At 60.1% G+C, this 25,365-nt stretch carries 30 protein-coding genes, 1 other RNA gene and 1 pseudogene; 16 read left to right on the top strand and 16 right to left on the bottom strand.

The genetic code is table 11. The features are described from left to right. Nucleotides 1-51 precede the first annotated feature (51 nt). From OIM11_01770 to OIM11_01825, 12 genes are all read left to right on the top strand, one after another. Nucleotides 52-933 carry an ABC transporter ATP-binding protein gene (locus OIM11_01770; GenBank protein ID HJI99876.1) on the top strand — a complete coding sequence of 294 codons (882 nt, stop codon included), beginning with the start codon at nt 52-54 and terminating at the stop codon, nt 931-933. Continuing rightward, on the top strand, nt 934-1,860 hold the full coding sequence (locus OIM11_01775; protein HJI99877.1) for an ABC transporter permease subunit: 927 nt from the start codon (nt 934-936) through the stop codon (nt 1,858-1,860). A gap of 247 nt (nt 1,861-2,107) precedes the next feature. After that, nucleotides 2,108-3,229, top strand: coding sequence for a hypothetical protein (locus OIM11_01780; protein ID HJI99878.1), 1,122 nt, complete (start codon nt 2,108-2,110; stop codon nt 3,227-3,229). A gap of 193 nt (nt 3,230-3,422) precedes the next feature. Then, the gene (purB, locus tag OIM11_01785; protein ID HJI99879.1) at nt 3,423-4,766 is read left to right on the top strand and encodes an adenylosuccinate lyase; all 1,344 of its coding nucleotides are present in this window, start codon (nt 3,423-3,425) and stop codon (nt 4,764-4,766) included. Between the two features lie 8 nt (nt 4,767-4,774). Then, a complete protein-coding gene (locus OIM11_01790; protein ID HJI99880.1) occupies nt 4,775-5,056 on the top strand; it encodes a TIGR03905 family TSCPD domain-containing protein in 282 nt (93 codons plus the stop codon). Then, nucleotides 5,057-6,388, top strand: a complete 1,332-nt coding sequence (locus OIM11_01795; protein ID HJI99881.1) for a hypothetical protein — start codon at nt 5,057-5,059, stop codon at nt 6,386-6,388. A gap of 224 nt (nt 6,389-6,612) precedes the next feature. Beyond that, a complete protein-coding gene (locus OIM11_01800; GenBank protein ID HJI99882.1) occupies nt 6,613-7,344 on the top strand; it encodes a response regulator transcription factor in 732 nt (243 codons plus the stop codon). A 6-nt stretch (nt 7,345-7,350) separates the two neighbouring features. Then, on the top strand, nt 7,351-8,712 hold the full coding sequence (locus OIM11_01805) for an ATP-binding protein (protein ID HJI99883.1): 1,362 nt from the start codon (nt 7,351-7,353) through the stop codon (nt 8,710-8,712). Continuing rightward, on the top strand, nt 8,705-9,586 hold the full coding sequence (locus OIM11_01810) for a phosphoribosylaminoimidazolesuccinocarboxamide synthase (GenBank protein ID HJI99884.1): 882 nt from the start codon (nt 8,705-8,707) through the stop codon (nt 9,584-9,586). The genes OIM11_01805 and OIM11_01810 overlap by 8 nt, the downstream gene beginning before the upstream one ends. Nucleotides 9,587-9,664: 78 nt before the next feature. Beyond that, nucleotides 9,665-10,321, top strand: coding sequence for a hypothetical protein (locus tag OIM11_01815; protein HJI99885.1), 657 nt, complete (start codon nt 9,665-9,667; stop codon nt 10,319-10,321). Between the two features lie 12 nt (nt 10,322-10,333). Then, nucleotides 10,334-11,776, top strand: coding sequence for an amidohydrolase family protein (locus tag OIM11_01820; GenBank protein HJI99886.1), 1,443 nt, complete (start codon nt 10,334-10,336; stop codon nt 11,774-11,776). A gap of 7 nt (nt 11,777-11,783) precedes the next feature. Then, nucleotides 11,784-11,969, top strand: coding sequence for a hypothetical protein (locus OIM11_01825; GenBank protein ID HJI99887.1), 186 nt, complete (start codon nt 11,784-11,786; stop codon nt 11,967-11,969). 34 nt (nt 11,970-12,003) lie between these two features. Here OIM11_01825 and OIM11_01830 read toward each other — a convergent pair whose 3' ends face one another. The 16 genes from OIM11_01830 to serS form a co-directional block, all read right to left on the bottom strand. Continuing rightward, complete coding sequence (locus OIM11_01830) at nt 12,004-12,276, bottom strand: Txe/YoeB family addiction module toxin (GenBank protein HJI99888.1); 273 nt, start codon at nt 12,274-12,276, stop codon at nt 12,004-12,006. Beyond that, the gene (locus OIM11_01835; protein HJI99889.1) at nt 12,269-12,535 is read right to left on the bottom strand and encodes a type II toxin-antitoxin system RelB/DinJ family antitoxin; all 267 of its coding nucleotides are present in this window, start codon (nt 12,533-12,535) and stop codon (nt 12,269-12,271) included. The genes OIM11_01830 and OIM11_01835 overlap by 8 nt, the downstream gene beginning before the upstream one ends. A 70-nt stretch (nt 12,536-12,605) precedes the next feature. Continuing rightward, nucleotides 12,606-12,956 carry a DUF192 domain-containing protein gene (locus OIM11_01840; GenBank protein ID HJI99890.1) on the bottom strand — a complete coding sequence of 117 codons (351 nt, stop codon included), beginning with the start codon at nt 12,954-12,956 and terminating at the stop codon, nt 12,606-12,608. Beyond that, complete coding sequence (locus OIM11_01845; protein ID HJI99891.1) at nt 12,953-13,387, bottom strand: hypothetical protein; 435 nt, start codon at nt 13,385-13,387, stop codon at nt 12,953-12,955. The genes OIM11_01840 and OIM11_01845 overlap by 4 nt, the downstream gene beginning before the upstream one ends. A gap of 4 nt (nt 13,388-13,391) precedes the next feature. Next, nucleotides 13,392-15,488 (bottom strand): hypothetical protein, encoded by a 2,097-nt coding sequence (locus OIM11_01850; protein HJI99892.1) that lies wholly within the window; start codon nt 15,486-15,488, stop codon nt 13,392-13,394. Continuing rightward, complete coding sequence (locus OIM11_01855; GenBank protein HJI99893.1) at nt 15,485-15,958, bottom strand: pilus assembly protein; 474 nt, start codon at nt 15,956-15,958, stop codon at nt 15,485-15,487. Before OIM11_01855 ends, OIM11_01850 begins: the two co-directional genes overlap by 4 nt. Then, nucleotides 15,942-16,139, bottom strand: a complete 198-nt coding sequence (locus OIM11_01860) for a hypothetical protein (protein ID HJI99894.1) — start codon at nt 16,137-16,139, stop codon at nt 15,942-15,944. The genes OIM11_01855 and OIM11_01860 overlap by 17 nt, the downstream gene beginning before the upstream one ends. Then, entirely contained in the window at nt 16,139-16,345 is a 207-nt protein-coding gene (locus OIM11_01865; protein ID HJI99895.1) for a class III signal peptide-containing protein, read from the bottom strand. Before OIM11_01865 ends, OIM11_01860 begins: the two co-directional genes overlap by 1 nt. Nucleotides 16,346-16,365: 20 nt before the next feature. Further along, on the bottom strand, nt 16,366-17,109 hold the full coding sequence (locus OIM11_01870) for a type II secretion system F family protein (protein HJI99896.1): 744 nt from the start codon (nt 17,107-17,109) through the stop codon (nt 16,366-16,368). Further along, complete coding sequence (locus tag OIM11_01875) at nt 17,110-17,883, bottom strand: type II secretion system F family protein (protein ID HJI99897.1); 774 nt, start codon at nt 17,881-17,883, stop codon at nt 17,110-17,112. Beyond that, on the bottom strand, nt 17,856-19,187 hold the full coding sequence (locus tag OIM11_01880; GenBank protein HJI99898.1) for a CpaF family protein: 1,332 nt from the start codon (nt 19,185-19,187) through the stop codon (nt 17,856-17,858). Before OIM11_01880 ends, OIM11_01875 begins: the two co-directional genes overlap by 28 nt. Beyond that, nucleotides 19,184-19,975 (bottom strand): hypothetical protein, encoded by a 792-nt coding sequence (locus OIM11_01885; protein ID HJI99899.1) that lies wholly within the window; start codon nt 19,973-19,975, stop codon nt 19,184-19,186. The genes OIM11_01880 and OIM11_01885 overlap by 4 nt, the downstream gene beginning before the upstream one ends. A gap of 1 nt (nt 19,976) precedes the next feature. Beyond that, nucleotides 19,977-20,636 carry a Flp pilus assembly protein CpaB gene (gene cpaB, locus OIM11_01890; protein HJI99900.1) on the bottom strand — a complete coding sequence of 220 codons (660 nt, stop codon included), beginning with the start codon at nt 20,634-20,636 and terminating at the stop codon, nt 19,977-19,979. A gap of 228 nt (nt 20,637-20,864) precedes the next feature. Beyond that, on the bottom strand, nt 20,865-21,530 hold the full coding sequence (locus OIM11_01895) for an NAD-binding protein (GenBank protein HJI99901.1): 666 nt from the start codon (nt 21,528-21,530) through the stop codon (nt 20,865-20,867). A gap of 4 nt (nt 21,531-21,534) precedes the next feature. Continuing rightward, nucleotides 21,535-22,179, bottom strand: coding sequence for a TrkA family potassium uptake protein (locus OIM11_01900; protein HJI99902.1), 645 nt, complete (start codon nt 22,177-22,179; stop codon nt 21,535-21,537). Between the two features lie 16 nt (nt 22,180-22,195). Then, nucleotides 22,196-23,467 (bottom strand): serine--tRNA ligase, encoded by a 1,272-nt coding sequence (gene serS, locus OIM11_01905; protein ID HJI99903.1) that lies wholly within the window; start codon nt 23,465-23,467, stop codon nt 22,196-22,198. Nucleotides 23,468-23,582: 115 nt separating this feature from the next. Here serS and OIM11_01910 point away from each other — a divergent pair, with 115 nt between their 5' ends. The 4 genes and pseudogenes from OIM11_01910 to OIM11_01925 all read left to right on the top strand — a co-directional run bounded on the left by OIM11_01910 (nt 23,583) and on the right by OIM11_01925 (nt 25,086). After that, entirely contained in the window at nt 23,583-23,780 is a 198-nt protein-coding gene (locus OIM11_01910; GenBank protein ID HJI99904.1) for a hypothetical protein, read from the top strand. Nucleotides 23,781-23,837: 57 nt separating this feature from the next. Further along, nucleotides 23,838-24,245: a hypothetical protein gene (locus OIM11_01915; GenBank protein ID HJI99905.1), complete on the top strand. Its 408-nt coding sequence runs from the start codon at nt 23,838-23,840 to the stop codon at nt 24,243-24,245. 75 nt (nt 24,246-24,320) lie between these two features. Continuing rightward, nucleotides 24,321-24,416: signal recognition particle sRNA small type (gene ffs, locus OIM11_01920), an RNA gene on the top strand. Nucleotides 24,417-24,441: 25 nt separating this feature from the next. Beyond that, a pseudogene (locus tag OIM11_01925) lies at nt 24,442-25,086 on the top strand (VTT domain-containing protein). Nucleotides 25,087-25,365: the final 279 nt, after the last annotated feature.

Genomic DNA, 25,365 nt, shown 5'->3' on the forward strand with positions numbered 1-25,365 from the left:
GGCCGTCCTTCCCCATATGTAAGACGAGAGACAAGAAAACGGAGGGTGATGATGAGCTCGCTCGACATGATTGACGTGTCCTATGCCTACCCCGACGAGGTGGACAAGTTCAAGACACGCAAGCACCGCCATGTGACCGTAGAGGATATTCCCGATGAGGACCTCGTGCTCAAGCACCTGAATCTGCACGTTGCGGACGGCGAGTTCCTGTGCCTGGTCGGGCATTCGGGGTGCGGCAAGTCCACCACCCTTCGCATTCTTGCCGGCCTGCAAAAGCCGTTGGGAGGAAGGATTCTCATTGGCGACGAACCGCTCGATGGTCCCGGCATGAACCGTTCGGTGGTCTTCCAGAACTATGCGATCTTTCCCTGGATGAAGGCGAAGCAAAACGTCGAGTTCGGCATTCATCAGGCATCGCTCGAGCTACACCGCAGTTTGAGCAAGGAGCGCATCTCCGAAATTGCCGACGAATACCTGGCCAAGGTCAACATGAGCAAGGCCGCCGACTTGTACCCCTATCAGCTTTCCGGCGGCATGCAGCAACGCGTGGCCATTGCCCGCGCGCTTGCAATGGACACCGAGATGCTCCTGTTCGACGAGCCCTTCGGTGCGCTTGACATCAAGACGCGCCGCGAGCTGCAAGGTCTCATGGAGGGCCTGTGGATGTCGGACGAGTCGCGCAAGACGGCCATCTTCGTTACCCACGACGTCGAGGAGGCGCTGCTTTTGGCCGATCGCATCGTGTTCATGAGTGGCGGCCGCTTCATCGACGAGTTTACGCTCGACATTCCGCGTCCGCGTGATCCCGAGGCCTTCTTCGAGACCGATGTCTACAAGGAACGTCGTGCGTACCTTATGGAGCTGTTCTACGCGGCCGAGGAGACGAAGCTCGATCAGGCCGACCGCGAACGCGTATACGAGGAGGTGATGTAGATGCCGCGCAAGATCAAAACGCACCTGGTCATCTCACATGTGCTCCTGCTTGCGCTGCTGGGCATCATTTTCCTCATGCCCAATACGCGCACCAATGTCGCACCCGTAACAGGCGAAATCATCGCCATCTGCTGCATCGAGCTCTTCTATCTGCTCGCCCTGGCTCTAGGACGGCGCAAGGATCCCATGCCAGAGGGCTCATCCGACATCATCCTGATCGTCTGGGTGATTTTCATCGCCTGGGAACTTGTTGGCCCCAAGCTGGGCATTGCCCATAACGTGCTCATTCCTTCGCCGGAAAACGTCTTCAACGTCTTCGTCGAATACAGCGGCGAGCTTGCGATGAACGTGGTCTCCTCGTTGCAACTGCTGCTCACGGGCTACATCCTGGGGACGATTCTCGGCATCATCCTCGGCATCATCTGCGGATGGATTCCGCGCCTGCGTGCGATTTTCTATCCGATTGCCAACGTGTTTGCGCCCATCCCGTCGGTCGTGTTCACGCCGTTCCTCGTCATCATCATGCCCACCTACCGCTGGGCGGCCATCATGGTCATCCTCATTGGCGTGTTCTGGCCGCAGTTCCTGTCCATGATCCTGCGTGTCGGGTCGCTGCCGCCGGCAATCGTGGATAACACGCGCGTGCTCATGGTCAATACGCCGACCATGATCAGCAAGGTCATCATTCCCTATATCATCCCGGACATCCTCAAGGGCCTGCGTGTGTCGCTCACCACGGGTTTTCTGATGCTCATGTACGCCGAGAGCTTTGGCGCCAAGTCTGGCATCGGATACTGGATATCCAATGCCAACGTGTTCGCGAACTACGCGAACATCTACGCGGGCATCATCACCTGCGGCATGACAGTCACGGTGCTCAACTACTTCTCCGGCTGGCTGCAGAAGAGGTTCACCACATGGCGTTAGGGGAGTGGTGGCAATAAGGGGACAGACCCCCAATCGCCGCAGGTGGCAATAAGGGGACAGACCCCCGATTACCGCAGGTGGTGATAAGGGGACAGACCCCCGATTACCGCAGGTGGTGATAAGGGGACAGACCCCCCACTGTCATTTCGAGCGAGCGGAGCGAGTCGAGAAATCTTGGAAATAAGGGGACAGACCCTTTACGGCGAATGCCGATACAGGTTGCAAATCAAAAAGCGAAAGGATTGAAATGAACAACGAGGTCAAGGAACTCATCGACAAGGTGTATGACGAGGGCGTGCGTGGCGCGTCCCAGCCGCGTGAGGTGATCATCAGATTGCTGGAGCTCGACCCGAGTTCCGAAGAGGTTTCCTATCTGAAGGAGAAGGCCGCCGAGCTGGCGCACATCGCCACGGGCAACAGCGCCTCTATCTCGGGTGCCATCGGCGTGGACCTGTGCAGCTGCGACATGAACTGCAAGTTCTGCGCGTTCGGGACCGAGTGGGGGCTTGTCGAGGAGGACGTGATCTACTCCAAGGAGGAGATCATTGAGCTCGTGCGCGCCTATGTTGAGGCTGGTGTCACCACCATCACCCTGCGTTCGACCGAGTTCTACGACATGAACGTGCTGTCCGAGTGGCTCGCCGACATTCGCGAGGCGGTGCCGGGCAGCTATCTCATCAACCTTAACGTGGGCGAGATGAGCCCGGCCATGGCCGAGGCGGCCTACCAGGCCGGTGCCACGAGCGCCTATCACGTGATCCGCATGCGCGAAGGCATCGACACCCCCTTTGACGTCGACCTGCGCTGGAAGACCGTCGACGCCATCAGCAATTCGCCGCTCCGATGGCTCACCTGCGTCGAGCCCCTGGGTGTCGAGCACACCAACGAGGAGATTGCGGATCGCATTCTGGAGAATCTGGCTCATCGCCCCTATGCGATGAGCGTCATGGCTCGCGTCAACGTGCCCGGTACGCCCTTCGAGGGCATGGATGAAATCAGCGAGGAGCGCATGTTGCACTTGCTGGCGACGCTGCGTCTAGTGGTGGGCACCAAGGTGCGCAGTTGCGGCATGCACCCGGCCATTCCGGCGGCTCTCTACGCCGGAGGCAGCAACTTCACCGTCGAGCGAGGGGCCAATCCTCGAGACACCACCTTCAACGAGGACGTCTGGCGGGGCTTTACCGTGGAGGAGGCCAAGGCGCTTATCGAGGAAGCCGGTTTCGTCTGCCGTCCCGAAAACCCCGATCCGCGTTTCCCCATCGACGGCAAGCAATGGTGGAAGGTGGGTGACCCTGCCGACTACATCATGCCCGATCCCGTCGAGAACGCCGGCGCTGGTTGCTGCTGCGGCCCCCGCAAGAAAAAGTAGCAGCTGGCAACAAGGGGACAGACCCTCGTGGCAACAAGGGGACAGACCCCGCAATTGTCATTTCGAGCGAGCGAAGCGAGTCGAGAAATCTGGTAACAAGGGGACAGACCCCTGTCTGTCCCCAATTTCCCTCCATTCCCCCAAAGCCGCTACAATAGGGCGCATCAATACACCGCGCGAAAGGAATCATGGAATGATCGAGCGCTACACGCTGCCCGAGATGGGCCACATCTGGTCTCTCGAGAACAAGTTCGACGTTTGGAAGGAGATCGAGGTCCTCGCTTGTGAAGCGCAGGCCGAGCTGGGGCAGTGCGGCATCACCGCCGAGGAGGCCGCGTGGATTCGCGCGCATGCCGATTTCACCGTGCCCGAGATCGACGAGATCGAGAAGGTCACCAACCACGATGTCATCGCCTTCACGACCGTCATGGCGAACTACATCGATGCCGACGTGCCCGAGGGCGAGCCCAAACCAAGTCGCTGGGTGCACTACGGCATGACGAGCTCCGACCTTGGCGACACCGCCCTGAGCTACCAGGTCACGCAGGCCCTCGACATCATCATCGCCGACGTGAAGCGCCTGGGCGAGACCTGCAAGCGCCGCGCGTTCGAGTTCGAGGATGCCATCTGCGTGGGCCGTACCCACGGCATCCATGCCGAGCCCATGACCTTCGGCATGAAGTTCGGCAGCTGGGCCTGGGCGCTCAAGCGCGCCGAGACGCGCCTGCAGCAGGCGCGCGAGGTTGCCGCCACCGGAGCCATCAGCGGTGCGGTTGGCACCTACTCCAATATCGACCCCTTCGTCGAGCAGTTCGTTTGCGAGAAGCTTGGCCTCACGCCCGACCCGCTTTCTACGCAGGTCATCGCACGTGACCGTCATGCGCAGGTTATGTCTGCGCTTGCCGTTACGGCCTCCACGCTCGAGTCCATCGCCATGCAGATTCGCCTGCTCCAGCAGTCCGACGTCATCGAGGCCGAGGAGCCCTTCACCAAGGGACAGAAGGGTTCGAGCGCGATGCCCCACAAGCGCAATCCCATCACGGCCGAGCGCGTTTGCGGTCTGGCTCGTGTGGTCAAGGCGAATGCGCAAGTCGCATTTGACGATGTGGCGCTTTGGTACGAGCGCGACATCTCGCACTCCGGTGCCGAGCGCGTCGTCCTGGCAGATAGCTTCACCGCACTCGACTACATGTTCTCGAAGATGCAGTGGATGCTCGACGACCTCAACGTCTACGTGAATAAGAGCCTGCACAACCTGTGGCGCACGCGCGGTCTCATCTTCAGCTCGAAGGTCATCCTCGCGCTCGTCGATACGGGCATGATCCGCGAGGACGCGTACGTCATCGTGCAGCGCAACGCCATGAAGGTGTGGGACGACATCCAGCAGGCCATCGACGGGCCCACCTTCCGCGAGAACCTCGAGGCTGATCCGGATTGTCCGCTCACGGAAGCGCAGCTCGACGCCATCTTCGACCCGGAAAGCTTCCTGGGTCACAAGGCCGTCATCTTCGACAAGCTCAAGAGCCTGGAGTTTTAGGAGCACTCATGGAAAATCAAGCGCAGGAGCCGGAGTTTCTGTATCGCACGCATGGCACGTGTTCGCGTGCCATCAAGTTCGATCTCGACGATGAGGCGCGCGTGAAAAACGTCGAGTTTATCGGCGGGTGCAACGGCAACGCCAAGGGCATCGCTTCCCTCATCGAGGGCATGCCGGCGGATTGGGTCATCGAGCGTTGCGCGGGGACGCAGTGCGGCGGCAAGGCAACGTCCTGTCCCGATCAACTCTCCCGTGCCCTCACCTGGGCCATCGAGCAACGGCAGGCGTAGATGAGCCACGACGGGGACGCGTTCGCAAACAAGAATCCGCAGCTGTCACGACGTGCTTTCTTGCGTCTGGGTGGCGGCGCGCTTGCCTGCGCGACGGTACTCGGCGCGCCCGCGTTGCTCACGGGTTGCGGGGGCAACTCGGATAGCGGCACGCCAAGCACGCTCGACGTGTCGACCAACGACGTCGTCACGCTCGATGCCTTTGCCGAAATCGAGGACACGACGGGATACTTCGAGATCAAGGATCTTGCGCAGTACCCCAAGGGGACGATGCTCTATGCATCCGAGGACGTGACGGCGGCGGCGCTGCTTACGGGCGAGACGGCCTCGCCTCTGTCGACCTGCTCGCTCGTCAACCTGGGTACCGGTGCCATGACGCCGGCGCTTGATCGCGCCGTCAATCATGACATGGGCTACAGCATCTTTGCCGTGCGCGCATCCAAAGAGCTGCTCGTCTGGGTCGAAAGCAACTACCTCACCTCGGATTGGATGGTGTACTGTGCCACGATCTCCGATGGCAGGTTAACTGGTCAGCCCGTCAAGCTCGACGAGGGCAATGTCGAATTCGACACGCCTGAGATAGCCGTCATCGGCACAGCGGCGTACTGGATCGTGCAGCCTGCCGAGGGCGGTCCGCGCACGACGGAGAACTCGTACCTGCGCGTTGCCACGGGCGGCTCGCGTTCGTCGGACATGATTACTTCGGAAGGCCGATTCAACGGCGGACTCTCCGTAAGCGGGCAAGTGCTTACGGCCATGCCGAGGGCCAAGGCGTCGAGCGGCGTGTACTACGAGCTCACGGCGATTGCCGCAGGCTCGGGGTCGGTGGTTGCGTCTCAGGTGATGCCGCACTCGTTCCGCCCGTCAAACGCCATCTACATGAACAACGCCTTCGCGTTCACGATTCCCGCGTCCTACGATTACGGCGGAGGTATCGCAAACGTCGGTACGTATTACCCGATAGCGGGGAATACGTGGCTGCGCCTGGCGCGACAGTCACTCACGCCGCCGGGCATCTGCAATGGCTGGCTGTTCGCGAAGTCGAGTTCGCGCACGGTGTTCATCGATACGCAAGAGCAGAAGTACTTCGTCGTCAACGCGCCTGATGGCTGTACGGATTACGGCGACTATTCGGTATGCACGGGCGAGGTTTCTCGCGTCTACAATTACGCGACCGTCAACAAGTACGAGGGCACCGAAAGGGCGACGCAGGTCGTCTTGCGCTCGATTACGCCCATCCCTGCTGGTCAAAAGCCTGTTCCGCCTGCTCTGGATCCAACTGATCCCACGACACAGCCAAGCACGACCCCCACGGAACCCACCGAACGATAGGCCTGGTGGCAACAAGGGGACAGACCCTTGCATGTCGTGCGCGGCAATATGGGGACAGACCCTTATCTGTCATCTCGACTGATGCGATGAGGGGTCTGTCCCCTTGTCGCTAACAGCCCTCGCGCGGAAATGAAGGGTCTGTCCCCTTATTGTCACCAGCGCTGACGCAGGCGGTGCGCAATGGTACACTGCGTAGATGGAAGAAAACCGAAAGGAGCCTCATCGTGGACACCGGTTCTGAAGCCCGTCGCATCTTGCTCGTCGAGGACGAGAAAGCCATTCGCGACGCCGTTGCTGCCTATCTTGAACGTGCCGGTTACTGGGTGACGCCGGCTGCAGATGGCCAGGAGGCCGTCGATGCGTTCTCCCTGCATCAGTTCGACCTCGTCATCCTGGACCTCATGCTTCCCAAGCTTCCGGGCGAGAAGGTCTGCCGCATCATCCGCGACACATCTGACGTCCCCATCATCATGCTCACCGCCAAGGGCGAGGTCGAGGACCGCATCGTCGGTCTCGAGCTTGGCGCAGACGACTACCTCATCAAGCCCTTCTCGCCGCGCGAGCTCGTTGCGCGCGTCCGCGCCCTGCTGCGCCGCGCCCACATCGACTCCGAGCCGCAGCGCGAGGTGCTCGACTTCGGTGGCCTGACCATCGATCTCAACGGTCACAAGGTTCTTGTCAACGACGAGGAGATCGACCTCACCGCCAGTGAGTTCAAGCTGCTCACGACGCTGTCACGTTATCCGGGCCGCGTCTACTCGCGCATGGAGCTCGTCGAGAAGGTGCTCGGCTACGATTTCGAGGGCTACGAGCGCACCATCGACAGCCACGTGAAGAACCTCCGCGCCAAGATCGGCGATGATCCGCGCAATCCGCGTTGGATTTACACCGTGCACGGCGTCGGCTATCGCTTCGAGGTGCCCCGAGACGGCGAATCGGCTGGTCAAGAGGCCTAGACGTCCATGAAGAACAAGCGCAAGACCCGCGAGAGGAAGCCTCTCTCGTTTGCAATCTACGTCATGGGGGCGTTTTTGCTCACGGCGGCCATGACGGTGCTCATCACGGCTGCCGCCATCGCGATCGTCTGGAACGTCGGTTACGCCGGCGCGCCAAGTGACGAGGAAATCTTCGCCGCCGTGCTCATCTCCGGGGCCATCGCCCTCGTGCTCTCCATCATTCTCGGCCTCTACTTCGCCATCGGCATCGCGCGTCCCGTCGGCCGCATCGCAGATACCGCCTCGGCAATCAAGGAAGGCAACCTCTCCGCCCGTACGGGGCTTGGCGGCGATGATCAGCTCGGTCAGCTCGGCCAGCGCTTCGACGAGATGGCAGACGCCATCGAGCGCGACCGCGACCTCGAGCGTCAGCTCATCGGCGACGTAGCCCATGAGCTGCGTACGCCGCTCATGGCCATCCAGGCCACGGTCGAAGCCATCCAGGATGGCGTCTTCGAAGCAGATGAGGAGCATCTCAACACCATCTCGTTCGAGACGCGTCGTCTGGGTCGTCTGGTCGAGGCGCTTCTGCACCTCAACCGTCTCGAGAACGGCACGGCTGAGGTCAAGCGCAATCTCGTCAATCTCAGCAGCGTGGTGAATGGCCTTTCGACGACGCATGAAGCGCTTCTCGAAAGCTCCGGCATCATGTTCTTCACCGATGTCGATCCCAACGTCATGATTATCGGCGATCAGGACCTCATCTCACAAGCCGTCGCCAATCTGCTTTCCAATGCCGTGCGCTACACGCCCGAGAACGGCATGGTCAGTCTCGAGCTTACGCGTGATAACGGGTACGCCAAGATTTCCGTGCGTGATACGGGCGTTGGCATTTCCCAAGAGGACATGAAGAAGGTCTTCTCGCGCTTCTGGCGTGCCGACGTCGCACGTCAAAGCGTCGATGGCGGCTTGGGTATTGGCCTCGCGCTTGTCAAGGAAGTCGTCGACCAGCACTTCGGCGACGTCTCCGTTTCCTCCACGCTCGGCGAGGGCAGTACCTTCGTGATGCGCATTCCGCTGGCGCCCGAAGACCATGCCAAACCCATGCCGTCGACGCGCAGGAACACTTCGCGCAGGCGTCAGGAGCGTGCCGCGCGCAAGGAGCAGGAGAAGCTCCGCAAGATTGAGGAACGCCAGGTCAAAGCACGTCGTAAGGCGCGCGAGGCAGGTGCCGGCTTGAGCGCGACGCAAGAGCTCAAGCTCTTTGGGCTGCGCGTGCCGTTACCCGCCACAAGGCAGCAAGAAGTACGGCAACAAGAAGCCCGGCAACAAGAAGTCCGGCAACAAGAAGTACACACGAGAAACAAGGAAGATGATATCCATGAGTGAAATGGCAATGCGTCCTGATTCGCAGGGCAAGGTCCGCGATCTGTACGACCTGGGCGACAAGCTCCTCATCGTCGCAACCGACCGCATCTCGGCGTTCGACTACATCCTCAAAGACGAGATTCCCTACAAAGGCGAGGTTCTCACGCGCCTTTCGCTCTTCTGGTTCGACTTGCTCGCGGACATCATTCCCAACCATCTGATTTCCGCGGACGTGGCCGATCTGCCCGAGAAATTCAAGCCATATGCCGAGTGGCTGAACGGCCGTTTCATGCTCGTGCGCAAGGCCGAGATGTTCCCCGTCGAGTGCATCGTGCGTGGCTACCTTGCTGGCAGCGGTCTCAAGGAGTACCGCAAGCAGGGTACCGTTTGCGGCATCGAGCTACCCGAGGGCCTCATCGAGGCAAGCAAGCTGCCCGAGCCCATCTACACGCCGTCAACTAAGGCCGAGATTGGCGATCATGACGAGAACGTGAGCTATGAGCGCACGGTCGAGATGCTTGGCGAGAAGGATGCGAGCGCTCTGCGCGACGCATCGCTTGCCGTCTACAAGAAGGCAGCTGATTACGCTGCCCAGCATGGCATCATCATCGCCGATACCAAGTTCGAATTCGGCACGATCGATGGCACGCTCACCCTGGCCGATGAGGTGCTCACACCGGATTCCTCGCGCTTCTGGCCGCAGGATGCCTATGAGCCGGGCAAGAGCCAGGCAAGCTTCGACAAGCAGTTCGTGCGTGATTGGCTCGATGCCAATTGGGACCGCACGGGCGAGCCGCCGCAATTGCCGGCCGACATCATCGAGGCGACCTCGAACAAGTACATCCAGGCCTACGAGCTCATCACGGGCGAGCGTTTCGTTCCCGCGAATCTGTAACATGCGCTCCACGCGCATGCGCCGCCCGTTGTATCATAGGCATTTACACACTACAGGCATTCGAAAGGCGATTGACGAATGACGCAGCGTAATTTCCAAAACGCACGCAATCAGGGCGATGGTCCCAAGGGCAAGTCGAGGAAATCGGCAAGCTCCGCGAAGCTCAAGTCCAAGGCCGGTGCGTCGGTATACGCCCCGTCCAAGGAGGCCAAGGCCAAACGCGCAAAGCAGGAAGCCAAGGCAAGGAAGAACCAACCGGTCGAGACAAAGGCGAATGACCCAGTCGAGCAACAGCGCCGTCGCGAGCGCGCCATGGTCTCGATGATGCGCGACTTGCCCGAGTACAAGTTCTGGCGTCGCATCTGGTGGATTGCCATGGGCGCTGCCTTCGTTGTCATCATCCTCACCTGGCTCCCCAACATGCTCATCAGCAGCGGCGTGCTGGGCGAGGACTTCCAGGAGACCGCAAGCTGGATTTCCACCATTGGCTTCATCTTCGCGATCGCCGCACTCGTCATTGCGTTCTACATCGACCTGCGCAAGATTCGCAAGATTCAGAAGGCGCAGGAGGCAAAGGCCCGCAACCTCACCAAGGCCGAGCGCCGCGAACTCGATGATGCCATCGCCGCATCCATCGAGCGTGACCAGCAGCGACGTGCGGAGCGCAAGAGCAAGATGCCTTGGGGCAAGAAGAAGCCGCAGGAATCCGCCGAAGATAGTCCGAGCGACCAGTAAACAGGAGACGCGATGCTGCTCACCGCGAAATACGTCATTCCCATTACCTCCCCATACATCGAGGACGGTGCCGTTCTCGTGCGTGATGACAAGATTCTTGACCTGGGGCCTGCGTCCCAGCTCAAGGACAAGTACTCCATGGAGGAGGTTCGCGATTTCGGGCTCTCCGCCCTCATGCCCGGCTTCGTCGACTTGCATACGCACCTTGGCTACACGGCGCTGCGCGGCATGTTCGGCGATCTGCCCTATGCCGACTGGAAGCGTCACGTGCTGCATACCGAGCCCTTCTTCACCGAGGAGGACTGGATTGACTCGGCGCGTGTCGGTGCGCTCGAAGCCGTCGCCAGCGGTATCACGACGATAGCGGACATCTCCGCATCGGGTGTCACGCGCATCCCCGCCCAGGAGATGGGCCTGCGCGCCCGTGTGTACTACGAGGTGCTGACCACGCAGAAAGAGCACGTCGAGAGCGTCGTGCATGAGGGTCTCGAGAAGATCGAGCGCTGGAAGGACGAGTGCGGAAGCGACCTGCTCGACTTCGGTCTTGCCCCCGGCCCCGTGTATGGTTGCCATCCGAGCGTCTTCCAGGCTATCGCCGATGTCGCGATTGAAAAGAACATCCCCGTTGCCATGCACCTTGCGGGAAGCCAGGAGGAGGCGGACTTCATCCGTTACGGCTCCTCGCCGTTTGGTGTCCATGTGAGCGAGCATGAGCAGGGCAAGCTCGCTGCCGCGTATCCGCCCTGGCTACCGGCGGGTACCTCGCCGGTGAGCTACGTGAGCAACTGGGGCATCCTCGACGTGCCCGGTATCCTTGCGATTCACTGCGTCCATGTCGATGATCGCGATATCGGCATCCTTCGCGACAAGCAGGTGCGCATCGGCTATTGTCCGCGCATCAATGCCAAGCTTGGCATGGGGTCGATGCCGCTCGAGAAGTTTTGGGCCGCAGGCCTTACCATCGGCTTGGGTACGGATTCTCCGGCTGCCGTCGACACGACCGACATGATCGACGAGATGCGCATCGGTCTCATGATCACCCGCGCGACGAGTTCCGAGCGCTTCGTGCAGGCATCTGCCAAGAACGCCCTGCGCATGGCGACCATCGGCTCGGCGGAAGCCCTGGGCATCGACGACAAGGTCGGTTCGCTCGAGGCAGGCAAGCAGGCCGACATCATCGCCATCGACTTGCACAACTCGCATCAGAATCCCACGACCGATCCGGAGAGCGCCGTCATCTACACGGCCAACCAGGACAACGTCAAGATGACCATGGTCGCCGGCCGTGTCCTCTACGACAACTTCGTCCATGTGTCGGGTTGCGATCGCGATGCGATTATCGATCGAGCGCGCGCCTTGCGCGTGCGTATCCGCGAGGAAGTCAGCGACGATGCGCTGCGCAGGTCGCTCATCGAGCACGCGCCGCAAGACAAACAGGACCGCTACAACAGATAGGGTCGTCATGTCGAACAAGAACAAGTCGTATCAGAAGAACAAGCAGCAAAAACTCGAGCAGGAGCTGGCAGCCCAGTACCGTCGCGAGCAACACGACCGGCGCATGCGCCTGCTCAAGACCATCGGCATTACCATTCTCTCGGTGTTGCTGATTATCTCGTTCTGCTTCCCCGCGTTCACGATGCTGTTCTAGTAGTGTCGGGTAAGGGGGGCAGGAAGCTGACTTGCTAATTCTGCTGTCTGTCTCTGTAGTGACCGCCGCACTGGATAATCTCGATCTTGCCATTGTGTATCCGGTACACGATACGATTGGCTTTATCGATTCGTCTGCTCCACCAACCGGACAAATCGCCTTTCAGGGGTTCGGGCTTCCCAATGCCCTCATATCCGTTTCGATCAATATCGCGTAAGAGCGTGTTGATGCGTTTGAGGGTCTTTTTATCTTGTTCTTGCCAATAAAGGTAGTCTTCCCAGGCATCATCGTCCCAGGACTTATTCATCATCTGGCTCCATCAGCTCATGAACTTTGCCGTGGCCCTTTTCCATGCGCTCCTTTGCTTTTAGCAGCCTCTCTTGGTTTGCGCTGCTGTAAAAAGGATCCATGTTATAGGAGACGATTTCAAACGGCAGACGATGTTCGCGTAGGACTGCCTTGGCGAACAAGTTGATTGCAGTTGATGTGTTCATGCCGACATCTGAGCAAAACATCTCAAGTCCTTTCTTAACATCCTCATCCATGCGCACGCTCAGTGTTGTCATTGTCATTAGAATCACACTCCATTCATACAATGTATGAACAGAATAATATAATTGAAGGTAATTTTCTATATCATGTAATCTGAGCATTGATGAATCCTTTGGAAAACGATACCAGGAGCCTCTGTTCTGCCTCCACCCATGCTTCGTCTCGATGTGGCCGCTCCAGCACGAACGCCGCCCTGCGGCATGAGAGCAGACGACCCGGCCTTACGTTGCGCTCGGAGCGCAGCACGATACCGTTCCGGTCAGCGAAGGCGATGTCGAGGGCGTAGCGCATGCCGATGGTGTGCACGCTCTTGCAGAGCACGAGCACGAGCACGCGACCGCCGTCACCCCATTCCGCACGCGTGCCAAGCAACCCGCGCGCCCGGGCGATCATGCTGGTGGCGATAACGACGCGCATGTTGTCCAGGCTTGTCATAGGAGCTCCCCAGGCGTGTAAGGGTCGACGGCGATGTTGCACTCGTGTTCGAGCAACGCCGGAGCGCCTGCGATGGAGAGCGGCCACGGCGCGAATCGAAACGTGCAGCGATAGACCGACATGCTTGCCAACGCCACCCCGGCATCTTCGTAGCTCACCTCTATCGAGGAACCTTCTTTGGCAAAATCGCTTTCGAGGGCAGCGCGTATTGCCGCGGTACGCGCACCGAGCTCGTATCCATCCATAGGGGCGCTTGCTGCTTGGGCAAGAACGCGTTGGGGAGCGATGTGATCGAAGCGTGCGCACTCGCCTGCGAAGACAAGCATATCGACGGCGATGACCAGCACGATGAGGATGACGGGCATGACAACGGCAAGCTCGACCGCCATCTGCCCATGTTCGCGACCTCTGCCTTCGCGTGTCTGAAGCATGTCGTCAACCTCCCAGTGTTCCAAGGAAGCTGCCAACTGCCTCCCTGACTCGTGCATCGATATCGTTGGGAACGGGCAGATATAGCTTGCCATCGCTGGTGCCGAGGCCTATGTCGGCAAGCGGAATCTCTGCAAGCTCGAGCCCGTACTCGTCTAGAAGTCCCGCGACTTCGGGGACGGCCTTGATGTCGTTGACGAGGGCGTTCATGTCGCCCGTGCTAACCGCTCCGTATATTTGCGCCATGTCCTTCATGCGTGCGAGAACCTGCGCAGCGCTACTCGATTCTCGTTCGAGTATGCGGGCCGTATTAACAAGCACTGGTTTGTACGTATCGAGGTCCGCCGGCTCGAGGCTTGCCGAGCTGAGCGCATTCTCAAAGGCCGAAACCGCACTATCCGAAAGCGTGGTGCCAATGAGGGGTATAGCCCCGAGGACCTTGCGAAAGCCGCCCTTGATTCCCTCCGTCGTGTTCGAATACGCCAGCAGCATGCTTGACCACGCCCCAAAGATTAGCTTGGCCGACCCGGAGACGAGACATTCCTGGGGGATGAGACCCTCGGCGACGCCAGAGATGACACTGCCTTGGTCGCTTGCCGCATCGGGGGCAAGTGTTGCGCCAGAGATTGCGATGCGTGCGGGCAATTCCGACTCGTTGCTAACGAAGGGGATGGCGCTTGCTTGCACAGATGGCGCAAGCACTACGCAGATGCAGCCGTATCGTCCGGGTGGCTGGGGGTCGTATCGTTTGGCTGCGAGGGAATCGAGCGCTTCCGAAAGCCGCTCGCCAATTGACTCCTTCGCCTCATCAAGCGCCTGCTTTGCCTCTGCGCCATCGGAAAGCGCCTGGGCGTAGTCGCGCGAAGCTTCCACGAACTCCCGATAGTGATATTCAAACCCGTTGTTTATGGAAGTCGAGGCGCTTGGGACGCGTCCCAAGGTGGTTGCAGAGAACTTGCATGTCGGGCAGCGTTCGACAGCGCCCGTATCGATTGCGCTCACCGCGGCCTGTCCCGAGCGAGTTCCCTCGACGCAGGTTGGGCATCTGGCGTATCCGTGCAAATAGCGCTTGTCGCCATTGACGGAGACGGGATAGATCGCACTCGTGTAGAGAACGGTTCCCCTGATCTGCTCCGTGTTCCTGGCGAGCTGTACGAGATGCGGTATCTCAGCTCCGTTTTCTCCGACCTCGATGTATCCTCGTCCCACTTCGTACTGGGCATAGGCGTAAAACTGCTTGCGGGCAACCGATTCGGCAATTGCCTCGGGTGAACCCGACGCGGCTTGTCCCGGTTCGGCAGCATAACGTGCGACGTAGTATGCCTTTGCTCGCTCAAGTCCCACCGAAAAAGTCCAGCGGTCAGGTGATGAGATGTAGGGGTTGCGCGCCTCCGAAATGTTCGAGAGCTTTCCAGCACGCTCGTACATGCTCATGCCGCTATTGCCGCAATCGGCTCGCCACGCGCGCTCCTTGGCGGCATCTTCACGTTCTTGGGCCTCCTTCTGTCGCAAGCTCGCCTCTTGAATCGCGGGTTCTTTCGATTCAATCTCGGCTGCAGCCTCCTTGACCTTCTCGTTATCCGGGATTGAGACATCGATCCCTTGCGTGGGAGACGTGATGGCGATGCCTGCGTAGGGAATGCCACTTGCGTCTGCGTTGGCTTGCACGACCTGGGCGGCACGTACGGCACAGACGGCGGGAAGTGCCTTTTGCGCCGCGTCTAGCCCCTTGGCTGCCGTCTCGGCAAACTTGTCTCGGGCTTGAAGCACCTTCGAGCCCGTGTTTGCGATTTCAGCTGCAGCGCCCTGGCCACCGGGGATGAATGCGGCGACAGCCGAGACGGCATAGACCGTGAGGCCAAGCAGCGAAAGCGAGAGGGCGGTGGCATCGACAACCTGGGCGGCGGTCACAAACTCGGCAACCACGTTGTCTGCCGCAAGAGCCCCCGCATCGGCGACGTATTGTATTTGCCCTGACTGCGCACCGACACTTATGCCTCTCGCGCAGGTAAACACCAAGGCACAGACAACGAGGAGCGCGATGGCAGCGGCGGGCGTGGTAAATCCACCCTCTCTACGCGTGAAGGACGGATGCTTGCTCATTCCCATTTTCCGATCCAATCCGAAGGGTCGTACCCCTGCTCGCTAACCCAATTGGGGGTGGGCGAGCAGGAAAGCTCCACGTGCTGAATGACGGCACCGTTCTCGTCGACAGCGTTTGTGAGCCCAGCGAGGATTCCAAAGAGCGGAAGCGGCTGCACATGGTTCTCGATGCTGGTCTGCGCCGTTCCATCATCCGAGCATGACCAGGCGATGTTCCAGGTCTCATCGGCGTGGAAGATCGGGACTTTTGGTATCGCCTCAAGTCGATGCTCGATATAGGCGCGCGTGCTTGCGTCATCGCCCGAACTCGTTGCGACGAGGCGGCAGGCTTCCGCGGCCGCAGTGTTCATGATGCAGCGGTTGTAGAGCAAGATGGCTGGCTGCAGCAGCAGGCCGAACACCACGAAGAGTACGGGCAACAACACGGCCGCCTCGACGGTCGACTGTCCCGATTCAGAACAAGAGCGCATCGAAAACCCCTTCTACGCATCCAAGCGCATGCGAAGCGCTTGCCTGAATGAGAGAGCTCAAGCCGCCTGTCGCGATGAAGCGCCAGAGGGTTGCGAGTGCACCCATGAGCGCAATGAACGTAAGCCCGACGATGAGGTATTCGACCGATGCCTGCCCGCTCTCATGCAATCGTTTGCGCATCACAGACCGTTGATTCCACTCGAGATTGCATCCCAGAGCTCGCCAATGCGGTCACGAAACGCCGCGATTGCAATCATGGCGATGACGGCAAGCACGCCGACAAGAATTGCGTACTCGGTTGTGCCTTGGCCTTTCTCAGGCAACGTCTTGATTCTTGCCGTTGCCTTGATATAGGCGCCTAATGCACGGTTTTTGATCTTTTGCATGATGTTCTCCTTGCTCTCTTCTAGAAACCTGTCTGGACAAATTGGAGAAGCACCGGCCCCATGACCAAGATGAGCATGGCGGGCAGAATGCATATTCCCGTTGGAATGAGAAGCTTGACTGGCGCCTTTGCAATCTGGCGTTCGATGGCGGCACGTCTTTGCTGTCGAACGTCGGCGGAGAAGCGCCCCAGCATGTCGGCGAGTGGGGAACCGTGGTGGATGGCCTGCAGGGACGTCTCGGAGAAGCGTTTGAGTGCTTTCGAGTCGATGCGGGACGAGAGCGCGGCCAGGGCCTCCTTGCGCGAAGCCAATCCGCTCTTCCATTCGAGTTGTGTCTCGCGCATGTGATAAGCGAGCGCGTTATCGAATTTGGCGCAGTACAAGTCGAGCGCCGCATCGAAGGACAGGCCGGCACGCACGCCCATGGCGACAATGTCTGCCATCACGTCGACCTGCTCGTCGCAGGCGCTGCGTAGCTCGCGTGCCCGTCGTGCGTCGAGCATGGTAGGCGCGCGACGCGAGAGCACATAGGCGAGGACGATGCAGGGCACGAGCAACCCGAGAGATGTGGCGTAGGAGATGACGATGCCTGCGCCGCAAAACACCAGAAAGCTCAGGGTGGGATCACGCAGAATGTCTTCGATGCTCACGGCTCGCTGTGGTTGTGCCACGAGCTTGATACGCGTCCAGGCAAGCCGCACGCAGAGGCATGCGCACGCGCAGGCGAGCAGGCATGCAGAGAGTCGAAGCAGGACGGCAAGCATCTATACCATCTCCTCGAGATCGACCGTGAAGTCGATGGCAAGCGCACGTCGCACGAGGAGTATGCCTGTCGCCTCGAGCAACATCGCAAGCGCGAAAAGGCATATGCCAAGCGGGGATGCGAGAAATCCCGTCAGATATCCAGGCGAGAAGACCGAGAGAATGCCGAGCAGCGCAAAGGGCATGAGGGCGACGATGCGGCTCGATAGACGTCCCTGTGCGGTCTTGGTGCGCAGATCTTCCTTGAGTTCTGCGGCTTGCTGGAGCAACGCCGAGACGTTTTGGAGTATGGTCGTGAGGCTGCCGCCGGACTGATGCTGAATCTCCATGGCGACGGCCAGGTACGCGAACTCCGAACCGCCTGTTCGGCCACGCAGCTTCTCGAGCGCCTCGTCGAAGCCCTGGCCAGATTCGAGATCCCAGACCGTGCGCTTGAGTTCGCCGGCGAGGGGCTCGTCGCAGTTGTCCGCCGCGTAGCGCAGCGCCATGACGAGCGATGACCCTGAGTCGAGCGCGATGCAGAGCAGGCGCAGAAGCTCGGGCATGCCCTTCTGCAACTCTTCGGCACGCTTCTTTTCACGGGCTTTTCCCAGGATGGGAGCCAGCAGTTTGGTCGAGGCGATGCGGCTTTTGGCACCCTCGAGCACGAGCCGCCTGTCAACGTGCGCGAGCGGCAGGGTACGCCGCAGATGCGCGAGCAAAGGCACGGCTTTCCGGACGCAAAGGAAAGCTGCGATCATGCTTGCGATCAGCAGCATCGCACTGATTGCACCCATTGCGCCACCTCCTCTTCGCCCGCAACATCCATGAAGGGAAGCTCCTCGATCCATGCAGGCAAATCGCTCCATTCGTAGCGCTGCATGCGTCGGTCCCAGTGCACGACTGGCGTGAAGCGTTGGCATTTGCGTGCAGATCCGGTGTCTCTGCCGCGCATGGCAATTTGCGTGATGCGGCGCTTGCCGCCCGAGAGACGGTCCTGTTGCACGATGAGGTCGAGTGCCGATGCGACCTGCTCCTCGATGATTTCGACGGGGAGGTCCATGCCATAGCGAACCATCATCACGAGGCGCGGGATGACCTCGGCGGGCGAGTTGGCATGCAGGGTCGTGAGCGATCCGTCATGCCCCGTATTCATGGCCTGCAGCATGTCAAGCGCTTCGGCACCGCGACACTCGCCAACGATGATGCGGTCAGGGCGCATGCGCAGCGCATTGGTGACGAGGTCGCGTATGGTGACCATGCCACGGCCTTCAGCGTTGGCAAGCCGCGCTTCGAGCCGGACGACGTGTGGGTGCTGGTCGAACCTGAGCTCGGCGCTATCTTCGATCGTGATGACGCGCTCCTCGTAGGGGATGAGGCGCGAAAGTGCGTTGAGCAGCGTTGTTTTGCCGCCGCCCGTGCCGCCCGAGACAGCGATGTTCTTGCGCGCGCGTATGGCCCAGGCAAGCAGCTGCGCCATCTCTGGCGTAAGCGCATCCAGCCCGACAAGCTCGTCAAGCGTGAAGGAGCGCTTGCGGAACTTGCGTATGGTAAGCGTGCTTCCGCTCATCGAGAGGGGAGGGATGACGACGTTGACGCGGTGCCCTTCTGGAAGGCGGGCGTTCACGAGAGGGCACTGCTCGTCGACGCGCCTGCCGAGTGGCGAGACGATACGGTCGATGACGAGACGCAGCTGCTCTTCGGAATCGTAGCGCTCGCTGCTCTTGCATACGATGCCGTCGCGTTCGAAGAAGACGGAGTGAGGCCCGTTGACCATGATCTCGGTAATCGAGTCGTCTTTGAGCATCTTCTCGATGGGACCCAGGCCGAGCACCATGTCGAGCGTGCGCTCGATGAGGACGGCACGATCGATGTCGCTCATGGGTGCGAAATCATGCGCGCTCAGAATCTGCTCGATGCAGACGGCGAGCTCCTGTCGCGCATGCTCGCGTCCCTGGTTCAGAAGCTGCGCGATGCGTTCGCTCGGGACTTCGCGGTACAGCAACTCGCGTAGGTGCGCGTGAATCTTCTCGGAGACTGCGCCCAGCGCCTCGTCTGCCGCAGTTTGCGGACTTTGCCGTATGTAATCGCCGAGTTTCATGCGAAGAATCGCCTCGTCTTCCTGCGCTCGGTGGGCGAGAACTCGACGCCAATGCGGGGGAGGAGCCTGGCGAGAAGCTGTTCGACATCGGGCACGGGCGCCGCTGCGTCTTCGATGAGCTCCTCGATGCGCTTCATGCCAACGAATGCTTCGACCGATGCCTTGCCGTCCGCGAGCCTGAAGAGCTCATCGCAGCCGAGCGAGCCTTCGATGCGGTCTATCTCGCTGCGGGGGATTCCCGAGGCACGGTTGAAGACGTGCGCGATGCGCGCGAGGGGGATGCCGAGACGCTGGCAGAGCTCGAGTGCCTTGATGGCGCCGTATGCCGATGCCCTGCGCTGGTCCATGACGAGCAGCACAAGCTCGGAATTGCACAGGAGCTCGCCCGTGAGCCCCGACCAGAATTGCCCGGTATCGGCGATGATGAGATCATAGTTTGCCCGGGCGTTTTCGACGACGCGGGCCACCGCATCCGATACCTCCTCGGCGACCTCGGGCAAGACGGGTGCTTTGAAAAGGTCGAGTTGTGCCGAGATGGGGACGGGAATGCAACCTTCGCCCTGCGCGAGCGAGGAGAGCTTGACATCGAGGCCGAGCCAGAAGCCCATGTCGCCGAATTGCAGGTCACCCTCGACGATGGCGGTCTTGATGCCATGTGCCGCTGTTAGGTGGCCGATGATGAGCGCAATTGTGCTCTTGCCAACGCCGCCGCTTGCCGATACGAGCGTGATGAGCGGAGCACGTCGCGTGCCCTGCGCGGAATATGTGCTGGATACCATGTCTCTCATGTCAGTCCCCCTGGTTTGCCGCGCTGTTGCCAGGTAGGACGAAGTGGATGGTTCCCTTCGAGGCTGCTGCGATGAGGTCGCTCACGCTCGAGGGTTTGACGGCAAGTGTGACCCAGGAGATTTGCTTCTCTTTGCTGTCTTCGAGCGTGCTCGTTTCAAGGACGAGGATATGCTCGCCGAGCATCGTGATCTCTCCTGACGAGGCTTCAACGTAGACGTCCACAACCGAACCGGCGCGTATCGCACCACCTACTGCGAGCACGTCATCGGATGCGACGCTTGCAGCTGCCAGGCCGTCTGGCACGGTGATGCGCGATGAGCCATCACCGACACGCTCGAGCAGCACGGGCTCGTTCACGCGAATCTCCGTCTGCGCGACGAGGCCCTGAAGCTCCTCGTAGCTCTGTGCCGCTTGCCCCTGGGGCAGAAAATCGACCAGCCATTCCTGCACGCTCGTGTTGGACTCGTCGATGGTGCCGCCGATGGGAATCGTCTTGTTCGCCACGAGGACTTCGGCGCGCTCCCCGCCGTAGCTGCGAATCGCCGACGCACGTGCCATGGACGCCTCGGACTGAATCGTTGCCGTATAGGCAAATACGCAGAGTGCGGCGATAATGCCACATGCTCCTGCGATGAGCGCCTGTTTTCGTTGCTTGGTCATCTCTCCTCCGAAGCCTTCGGTTTTGGAGACATGACTATGCGACGGATGGCACCGAGCCAACCACCCCGACAATCTGTACGTTTTCGGACTAAATCAGGAGCAATCCCGGACTGATTCCAGAGCAACTTCCGAAACCCCGAGGTAGCGGACGCCCTGCCATTTCGAGCGGGCGGATGCCCCCTCTGTCATTTCGAGCGGGGCGAAGCGGAGTCGAGAAATCTCCTCGCTCTATAGATGTCTGATGATGTTACGGAACTCTTCCTCGGCATCGCTCTTGGTTGCGGCGATGATGGTCTCGCCCGGATACAGCACCGTATCGCCCGTGATCATCACGAACTCGTCATCGCGAATGACGGCGATGAGCTGCGTATCGTGCGAGAAGGGGATGTCGGCCACGCGCACGCCGCCCTTGTGGCGCATCTTGGCGGGCAGCTTCGTCTCGACCATCACGATGTCACCCTCGCGCAGCGAGAACACCATGCGCATATCGCCGACGATGGCCTCCTCCTCGACCATGCGCGCAATGAGCTCGGTCGACGAAACGGGCTCGATGCCCACCTCGTGGAAGATACGGCCGTTCTTGGGGTTGTTGACGTTCGCGATGCAGCGCGGCACGTTGAACGCGGTCATGGCGATCTCGCAAGCCACGAGATTCGTCTCGTCATGGCCCATGAGCGCGACGAAGAGGTCGGCGTCATCGACACCGGCGTCGAGCTGCACGGCAGAATCGGTGCCGTCGCCTTCGATGATGAGCACCTCGGGCGGCAGGGTGTCGGCAAGGTGATCGATGGTTTCGCGGTCTTCTTCGATGAGGGTGATGCGGTGGTTTTGCTCAAGCATCATCGAGATGAGGTACTCTGCCGTGGTTGACCCACCGCTAATGACGATGAACATGCGATCAGCTCCTGATAAAGCGCGAAAGACGGCCGAAGTCCTCGCGGGCGACGCAAACGATGGCCACGTCGCCATCATGCAGAATCGTATCCTGCGAGGGGAGGATGGTTTCGTCGTCATGCTCGACGGCGACGACGCGCGCATCGTAGTCCTTCTCGAGCTCGCTGCATGACATGGTGGTGTCATCTTCGAGGTTGAAGGCAAAGCGTGCTAGCTCGTAACTGCCGAAGGTGTCGATGTGATGGCCATGGCCCGACTGGATTTTCGAGAAGATCTCCTCGGCTACGAGCGTTGTTCCGCAGGCGAAGTCAATGCCAAGCTGCGCATAGGTCTTCTCGCGACGCGCCTCGTAGAGACGCGTGATGACATGCGGGACCTCATAGATGCGTCGTGCAACCTCCGCGATCATGAGATTGGCATTATCGTTGCTCGTGACGGCGGCAATGACGTCAGCTTCGTCGATGCCGGCGTCCATGAGGGCGCTCTCGTCGAAGCCGATACCGCGCACGATGCGGCCGTTGAAGTCGCGTCCGAGGTTCTTGAACGCATCGGCGGCGCGGTCTATGACCGAGACGTTATGCCCGTCTTCGGAAAGCAGCGTCGCCAAATGGCTTCCCACGCGGCCGCAGCCCACGACGATAATGTTCATGACGCGCTCCTTCGTTCTACTGCGCGGCTATCACGTCACAGCCCATGTACGGACGCAGTGCCTCGGGAACCGTGATGGTGCCATCGGCGTTCTGGTAGTTCTCGATGATGGCGGCCATCGTGCGCCCGACGGCAAGGCCGCTGCCGTTGAGCGTGTGTGCGAAGTGCTTCTTGCCGTTCTCGTCGGTGAACTTGATATTGGCGCGACGTGCCTGGAAGTCTCCGCAATTGCTGCAGCTCGAAATCTCCTTGTAGGCGCCGTAGCTCGGCAACCACACCTCGAGGTCGTAGGTCTGGCGGGCCGAGAAACCGAGGTCGCCCGTGCACAGGCTGATGACGCGATAGGGAAGGCCCAGCTCCTGCAGGATCTTCTCCGCGCAGGAGGTCATGTTCTCGAGCTCGGCGTCGGATTCGTCCGGCTTGGCGAAGCGTACCATCTCGACCTTGTCGAACTGGTGCACGCGAATGATGCCGCGCGTGTCGCGACCGGCGCTGCCCGCCTCCTCGCGGAAGCATGGCGTGTATGCGCAGTAGCGGATGGGCAGTTCCGCGCCGTCGAGCACCTCGTTGGCATGCAGGTTGGTGAGCATGACCTCGGCCGTGGGGATGAGGTAGAGCCCCTCGGTCGTCTTGAAGAGGTCTTCCTCGAACTTGGGCAACTGGCCCGTGCCGGTGAGGGTCTCCTTGTTCGCGAGCGCGGGAACCCACCACTCGGTCGACCCCCACTTGATGTGCTCGTTGAGCATGAAGTTGATGAGCGAGCGCTCGAGGCGGGCACCGGCACCATGCAGTGCGTAGAAGCGCGCGTGGGCGAGCTTCACGCCACGCTCGAAGTCGATGATGCCGAGCTCAGGGCCGAGGTCCCAATGCGCCTTGGCCTCGAAGTCGAACTCGCGCGGCGTGCCCCAGCGGCGTACCTCGGGATTATCGTCCTCGTCATCGCCGATGGGCGTGTTGGGGCCGGGAATGTTGGGAATGGAATAGGTGAGGCCGTTGAGCTCTTCCTCGATAGCCACGAGGGCGCCATCAAGATTGTTGATCTCGTCACCGACGTCGCGCATGCGAATCTTGGCGTTTTCGGCCTCTTCGGCGTTGCCCTCCTTGAGCATGACGCCAATCTGCTTGGAGACGGTGTTGCGCTCGGCTTTGAGGGACTCGACCTTCTGGATGATTTCGCGGCGTTCTTCATCGAGGCGACGGAACTCGTCGTAATCCCATTTTGCATGGCGATTCTTCAGAGCCTCTTCGATGGCGTCGGGGTTCTCGCGAATGAAGCGAATGTCGAGCATTGTTCCTCCTGTGCGTGCGCGCGTTGTGCCGTTCGAAATGTGTTGCGAGCAAGTATACCTCTCACGGCGCGTTTTGCGGTACCATGCGACCCGTGACTTTTAGCTGGGAGAGAGCATGTTCGACGAATACTTCGCATACTTTGGTTTGACGGGGGGCGTTCTCCTCATCATTGGCGTTGGCCTGCTCCTCTTTCTGCTGATTGCCATCATTCTCGAGCGTCGAACCAAGTTGCTCTTCCCCGAGCGGCATAAGCCCGCGTCAAAGTCAGATGACGATTTTCTGTCCTTTGACGATGACGAGGACGAAGACTAAGTCTACGGGTACACTTAGCCCGATTCGTACGTGACGATCCAAGCAAGGGAGCACGACATGATTAAAAAACGCCTTATCGCATGCTTTATCGCGGCGATCATGTCCTGTACCTGCCTGTTCGCGTTTGCGGCATGCGGGTCGTCAGATGCCAACGAGCTCGTGGGCGAGTGGAAGATCAAGGACACAGAGGTCACGGTCGTCTTCTCGGGGGATAAGTTCAAGCTTGTCGGCAACACCTTTGACTACACGATCGACCCTGGTTCCAAGACCATCACCTACAAGTCGGGCGATGCGACAGGCGAGGCAAAGTATAGCTTCGGCAACAACGGTCAGCAGCTCACGCTCGACGAGAGCGATGGCGCGGGTGGTACGAAGACCACCGTGTTCGATAAGGTTTCGAACAATGGCGATGCCGAGCCATCGGCCAATGGCGCGGTGGCCGAGGGTGACGCTGCTGTCGAGTAGGCAGCCACTTTACATGTATTTTACGCATCTCCATTGCCATCAAGCGCTACAATGTTCCAACGCTTGCGAGTGCGTCGCATGGGCTTGGGCGGCATCATGTCCCGAACCTGGTCAGGTCCGGGAGGAAGCAGCCATAAGGGGCCTCTGGTGGGCGCCCAAGTCCATACGGCGCACTTGTTGTGTGAGTTAGGGAGCAATGGAAGTAATACAGTTTTTCATCGACCTACTACGTGATCCGCGTGGATTCATCGCGCAGTGGATCATCGAACTGGGTCCCGTGTGGGTCTACACACCGTTGTTCCTCATCATCTTCGTCGAGACGGGCCTGGTCGTCACGCCGTTTCTGCCGGGCGACTCGCTGCTCTTCTGCGCGGGCATTTTCGCGGCCGATGGTGGCGGCCTCAACATCTTCGTGCTCATCATTCTCATGACGATTGCCGCCATCCTGGGCAACACCTCCAACTACTGGATTGGCCGCAAGGTGGGTCAGGCTATCGTGGCAAGTGGTCGCGTCAAGGCGCTCACGCCCGAGCGCATCGAAAAGACGCAGGCCATGCTCGACAAGTATGGTTCGATTGCCGTATTCCTTACGCGCTTTTTCCCGATCATCCGCACTTTTGCGCCGTTTCTGGCAGGCATGGGCGAGATGCACTTCGGGCGTTTCACGCTGTTCAACGTACTCGGCGGTGTCACCTGGGTGTGCCTGTTCACGCTGCTGGGCTACTTCTTCGGCGGCGTGCCCTTTGTCCAGGACCATTTCGAGCTTGTCATCATTGGCATCGTGGTCATCTCGTTTATCCCCACCGTTGCCGGCCTCATCAAGGCCAAGATGAGCAGAAAAAGCGCCAGCAGGAAGAGGCGGACGCCGAGTAGACTGCTGCTGGGACGCTATCGAGACAGATGTACCTGTCCAATGTGTCTCATATTTGTCCTGCTTTGGCAAGAATCCCGAGCTATGGCACCTCCCATGTGCCACATCTCCCTGAACTTGCCGCATCTGCCAAAACCGCCGACCTCTGGCACATCCGACGTGCCAAAGCTCGCATAACTTGACGCGCCGGCGGAAAAAGGCGCGCAGCGGGATGCCGTCTCGCCTCCCACCCGCGTTTCGACAAGGTGA

It is taken from the genome of Coriobacteriaceae bacterium (assembly GCA_025992705.1).
GTDB lineage: Bacteria > Actinomycetota > Coriobacteriia > Coriobacteriales > QAMH01 > QAMH01.

What these genes read in the sequence shown, in the direction of transcription:
- OIM11_01875 (HJI99897.1), bottom strand. Translation starts at nt 17,883, where the DNA reads ATGGGTGCAATCAGTGCGATGCTGCTGATCGCAAGCATGATCGCAGCT.
- OIM11_01855 (HJI99893.1), bottom strand. Translation starts at nt 15,958, where the DNA reads ATGCGCTCTTGTTCTGAATCGGGACAGTCGACCGTCGAGGCGGCCGTG.
- OIM11_01910 (HJI99904.1), top strand. Translation starts at nt 23,583, where the DNA reads ATGTTCGACGAATACTTCGCATACTTTGGTTTGACGGGGGGCGTTCTC.
- OIM11_01885 (HJI99899.1), bottom strand. Translation starts at nt 19,975, where the DNA reads ATGAGAGACATGGTATCCAGCACATATTCCGCGCAGGGCACGCGACGT.
- OIM11_01805 (HJI99883.1), top strand. Translation starts at nt 7,351, where the DNA reads ATGAAGAACAAGCGCAAGACCCGCGAGAGGAAGCCTCTCTCGTTTGCA.
- OIM11_01895 (HJI99901.1), bottom strand. Translation starts at nt 21,530, where the DNA reads ATGTTCATCGTCATTAGCGGTGGGTCAACCACGGCAGAGTACCTCATC.
- OIM11_01810 (HJI99884.1), top strand. Translation starts at nt 8,705, where the DNA reads ATGAGTGAAATGGCAATGCGTCCTGATTCGCAGGGCAAGGTCCGCGAT.
- OIM11_01780 (HJI99878.1), top strand. Translation starts at nt 2,108, where the DNA reads ATGAACAACGAGGTCAAGGAACTCATCGACAAGGTGTATGACGAGGGC.
- OIM11_01825 (HJI99887.1), top strand. Translation starts at nt 11,784, where the DNA reads ATGTCGAACAAGAACAAGTCGTATCAGAAGAACAAGCAGCAAAAACTC.
- OIM11_01830 (HJI99888.1), bottom strand. Translation starts at nt 12,276, where the DNA reads ATGAATAAGTCCTGGGACGATGATGCCTGGGAAGACTACCTTTATTGG.
- cpaB (HJI99900.1), bottom strand. Translation starts at nt 20,636, where the DNA reads ATGACCAAGCAACGAAAACAGGCGCTCATCGCAGGAGCATGTGGCATT.
- OIM11_01815 (HJI99885.1), top strand. Translation starts at nt 9,665, where the DNA reads ATGACGCAGCGTAATTTCCAAAACGCACGCAATCAGGGCGATGGTCCC.
- OIM11_01845 (HJI99891.1), bottom strand. Translation starts at nt 13,387, where the DNA reads ATGCTTCAGACACGCGAAGGCAGAGGTCGCGAACATGGGCAGATGGCG.
- OIM11_01840 (HJI99890.1), bottom strand. Translation starts at nt 12,956, where the DNA reads ATGACAAGCCTGGACAACATGCGCGTCGTTATCGCCACCAGCATGATC.
- OIM11_01915 (HJI99905.1), top strand. Translation starts at nt 23,838, where the DNA reads ATGATTAAAAAACGCCTTATCGCATGCTTTATCGCGGCGATCATGTCC.
- OIM11_01880 (HJI99898.1), bottom strand. Translation starts at nt 19,187, where the DNA reads ATGAAACTCGGCGATTACATACGGCAAAGTCCGCAAACTGCGGCAGAC.
- OIM11_01865 (HJI99895.1), bottom strand. Translation starts at nt 16,345, where the DNA reads ATGCAAAAGATCAAAAACCGTGCATTAGGCGCCTATATCAAGGCAACG.
- OIM11_01820 (HJI99886.1), top strand. Translation starts at nt 10,334, where the DNA reads ATGCTGCTCACCGCGAAATACGTCATTCCCATTACCTCCCCATACATC.
- purB (HJI99879.1), top strand. Translation starts at nt 3,423, where the DNA reads ATGATCGAGCGCTACACGCTGCCCGAGATGGGCCACATCTGGTCTCTC.
- OIM11_01835 (HJI99889.1), bottom strand. Translation starts at nt 12,535, where the DNA reads ATGACAACACTGAGCGTGCGCATGGATGAGGATGTTAAGAAAGGACTT.
- serS (HJI99903.1), bottom strand. Translation starts at nt 23,467, where the DNA reads ATGCTCGACATTCGCTTCATTCGCGAGAACCCCGACGCCATCGAAGAG.
- OIM11_01770 (HJI99876.1), top strand. Translation starts at nt 52, where the DNA reads ATGAGCTCGCTCGACATGATTGACGTGTCCTATGCCTACCCCGACGAG.
- OIM11_01900 (HJI99902.1), bottom strand. Translation starts at nt 22,179, where the DNA reads ATGAACATTATCGTCGTGGGCTGCGGCCGCGTGGGAAGCCATTTGGCG.
- OIM11_01790 (HJI99880.1), top strand. Translation starts at nt 4,775, where the DNA reads ATGGAAAATCAAGCGCAGGAGCCGGAGTTTCTGTATCGCACGCATGGC.
- OIM11_01795 (HJI99881.1), top strand. Translation starts at nt 5,057, where the DNA reads ATGAGCCACGACGGGGACGCGTTCGCAAACAAGAATCCGCAGCTGTCA.
- OIM11_01775 (HJI99877.1), top strand. Translation starts at nt 934, where the DNA reads ATGCCGCGCAAGATCAAAACGCACCTGGTCATCTCACATGTGCTCCTG.
- OIM11_01850 (HJI99892.1), bottom strand. Translation starts at nt 15,488, where the DNA reads ATGAGCAAGCATCCGTCCTTCACGCGTAGAGAGGGTGGATTTACCACG.
- OIM11_01860 (HJI99894.1), bottom strand. Translation starts at nt 16,139, where the DNA reads ATGCGCAAACGATTGCATGAGAGCGGGCAGGCATCGGTCGAATACCTC.
- OIM11_01870 (HJI99896.1), bottom strand. Translation starts at nt 17,109, where the DNA reads ATGCTTGCCGTCCTGCTTCGACTCTCTGCATGCCTGCTCGCCTGCGCG.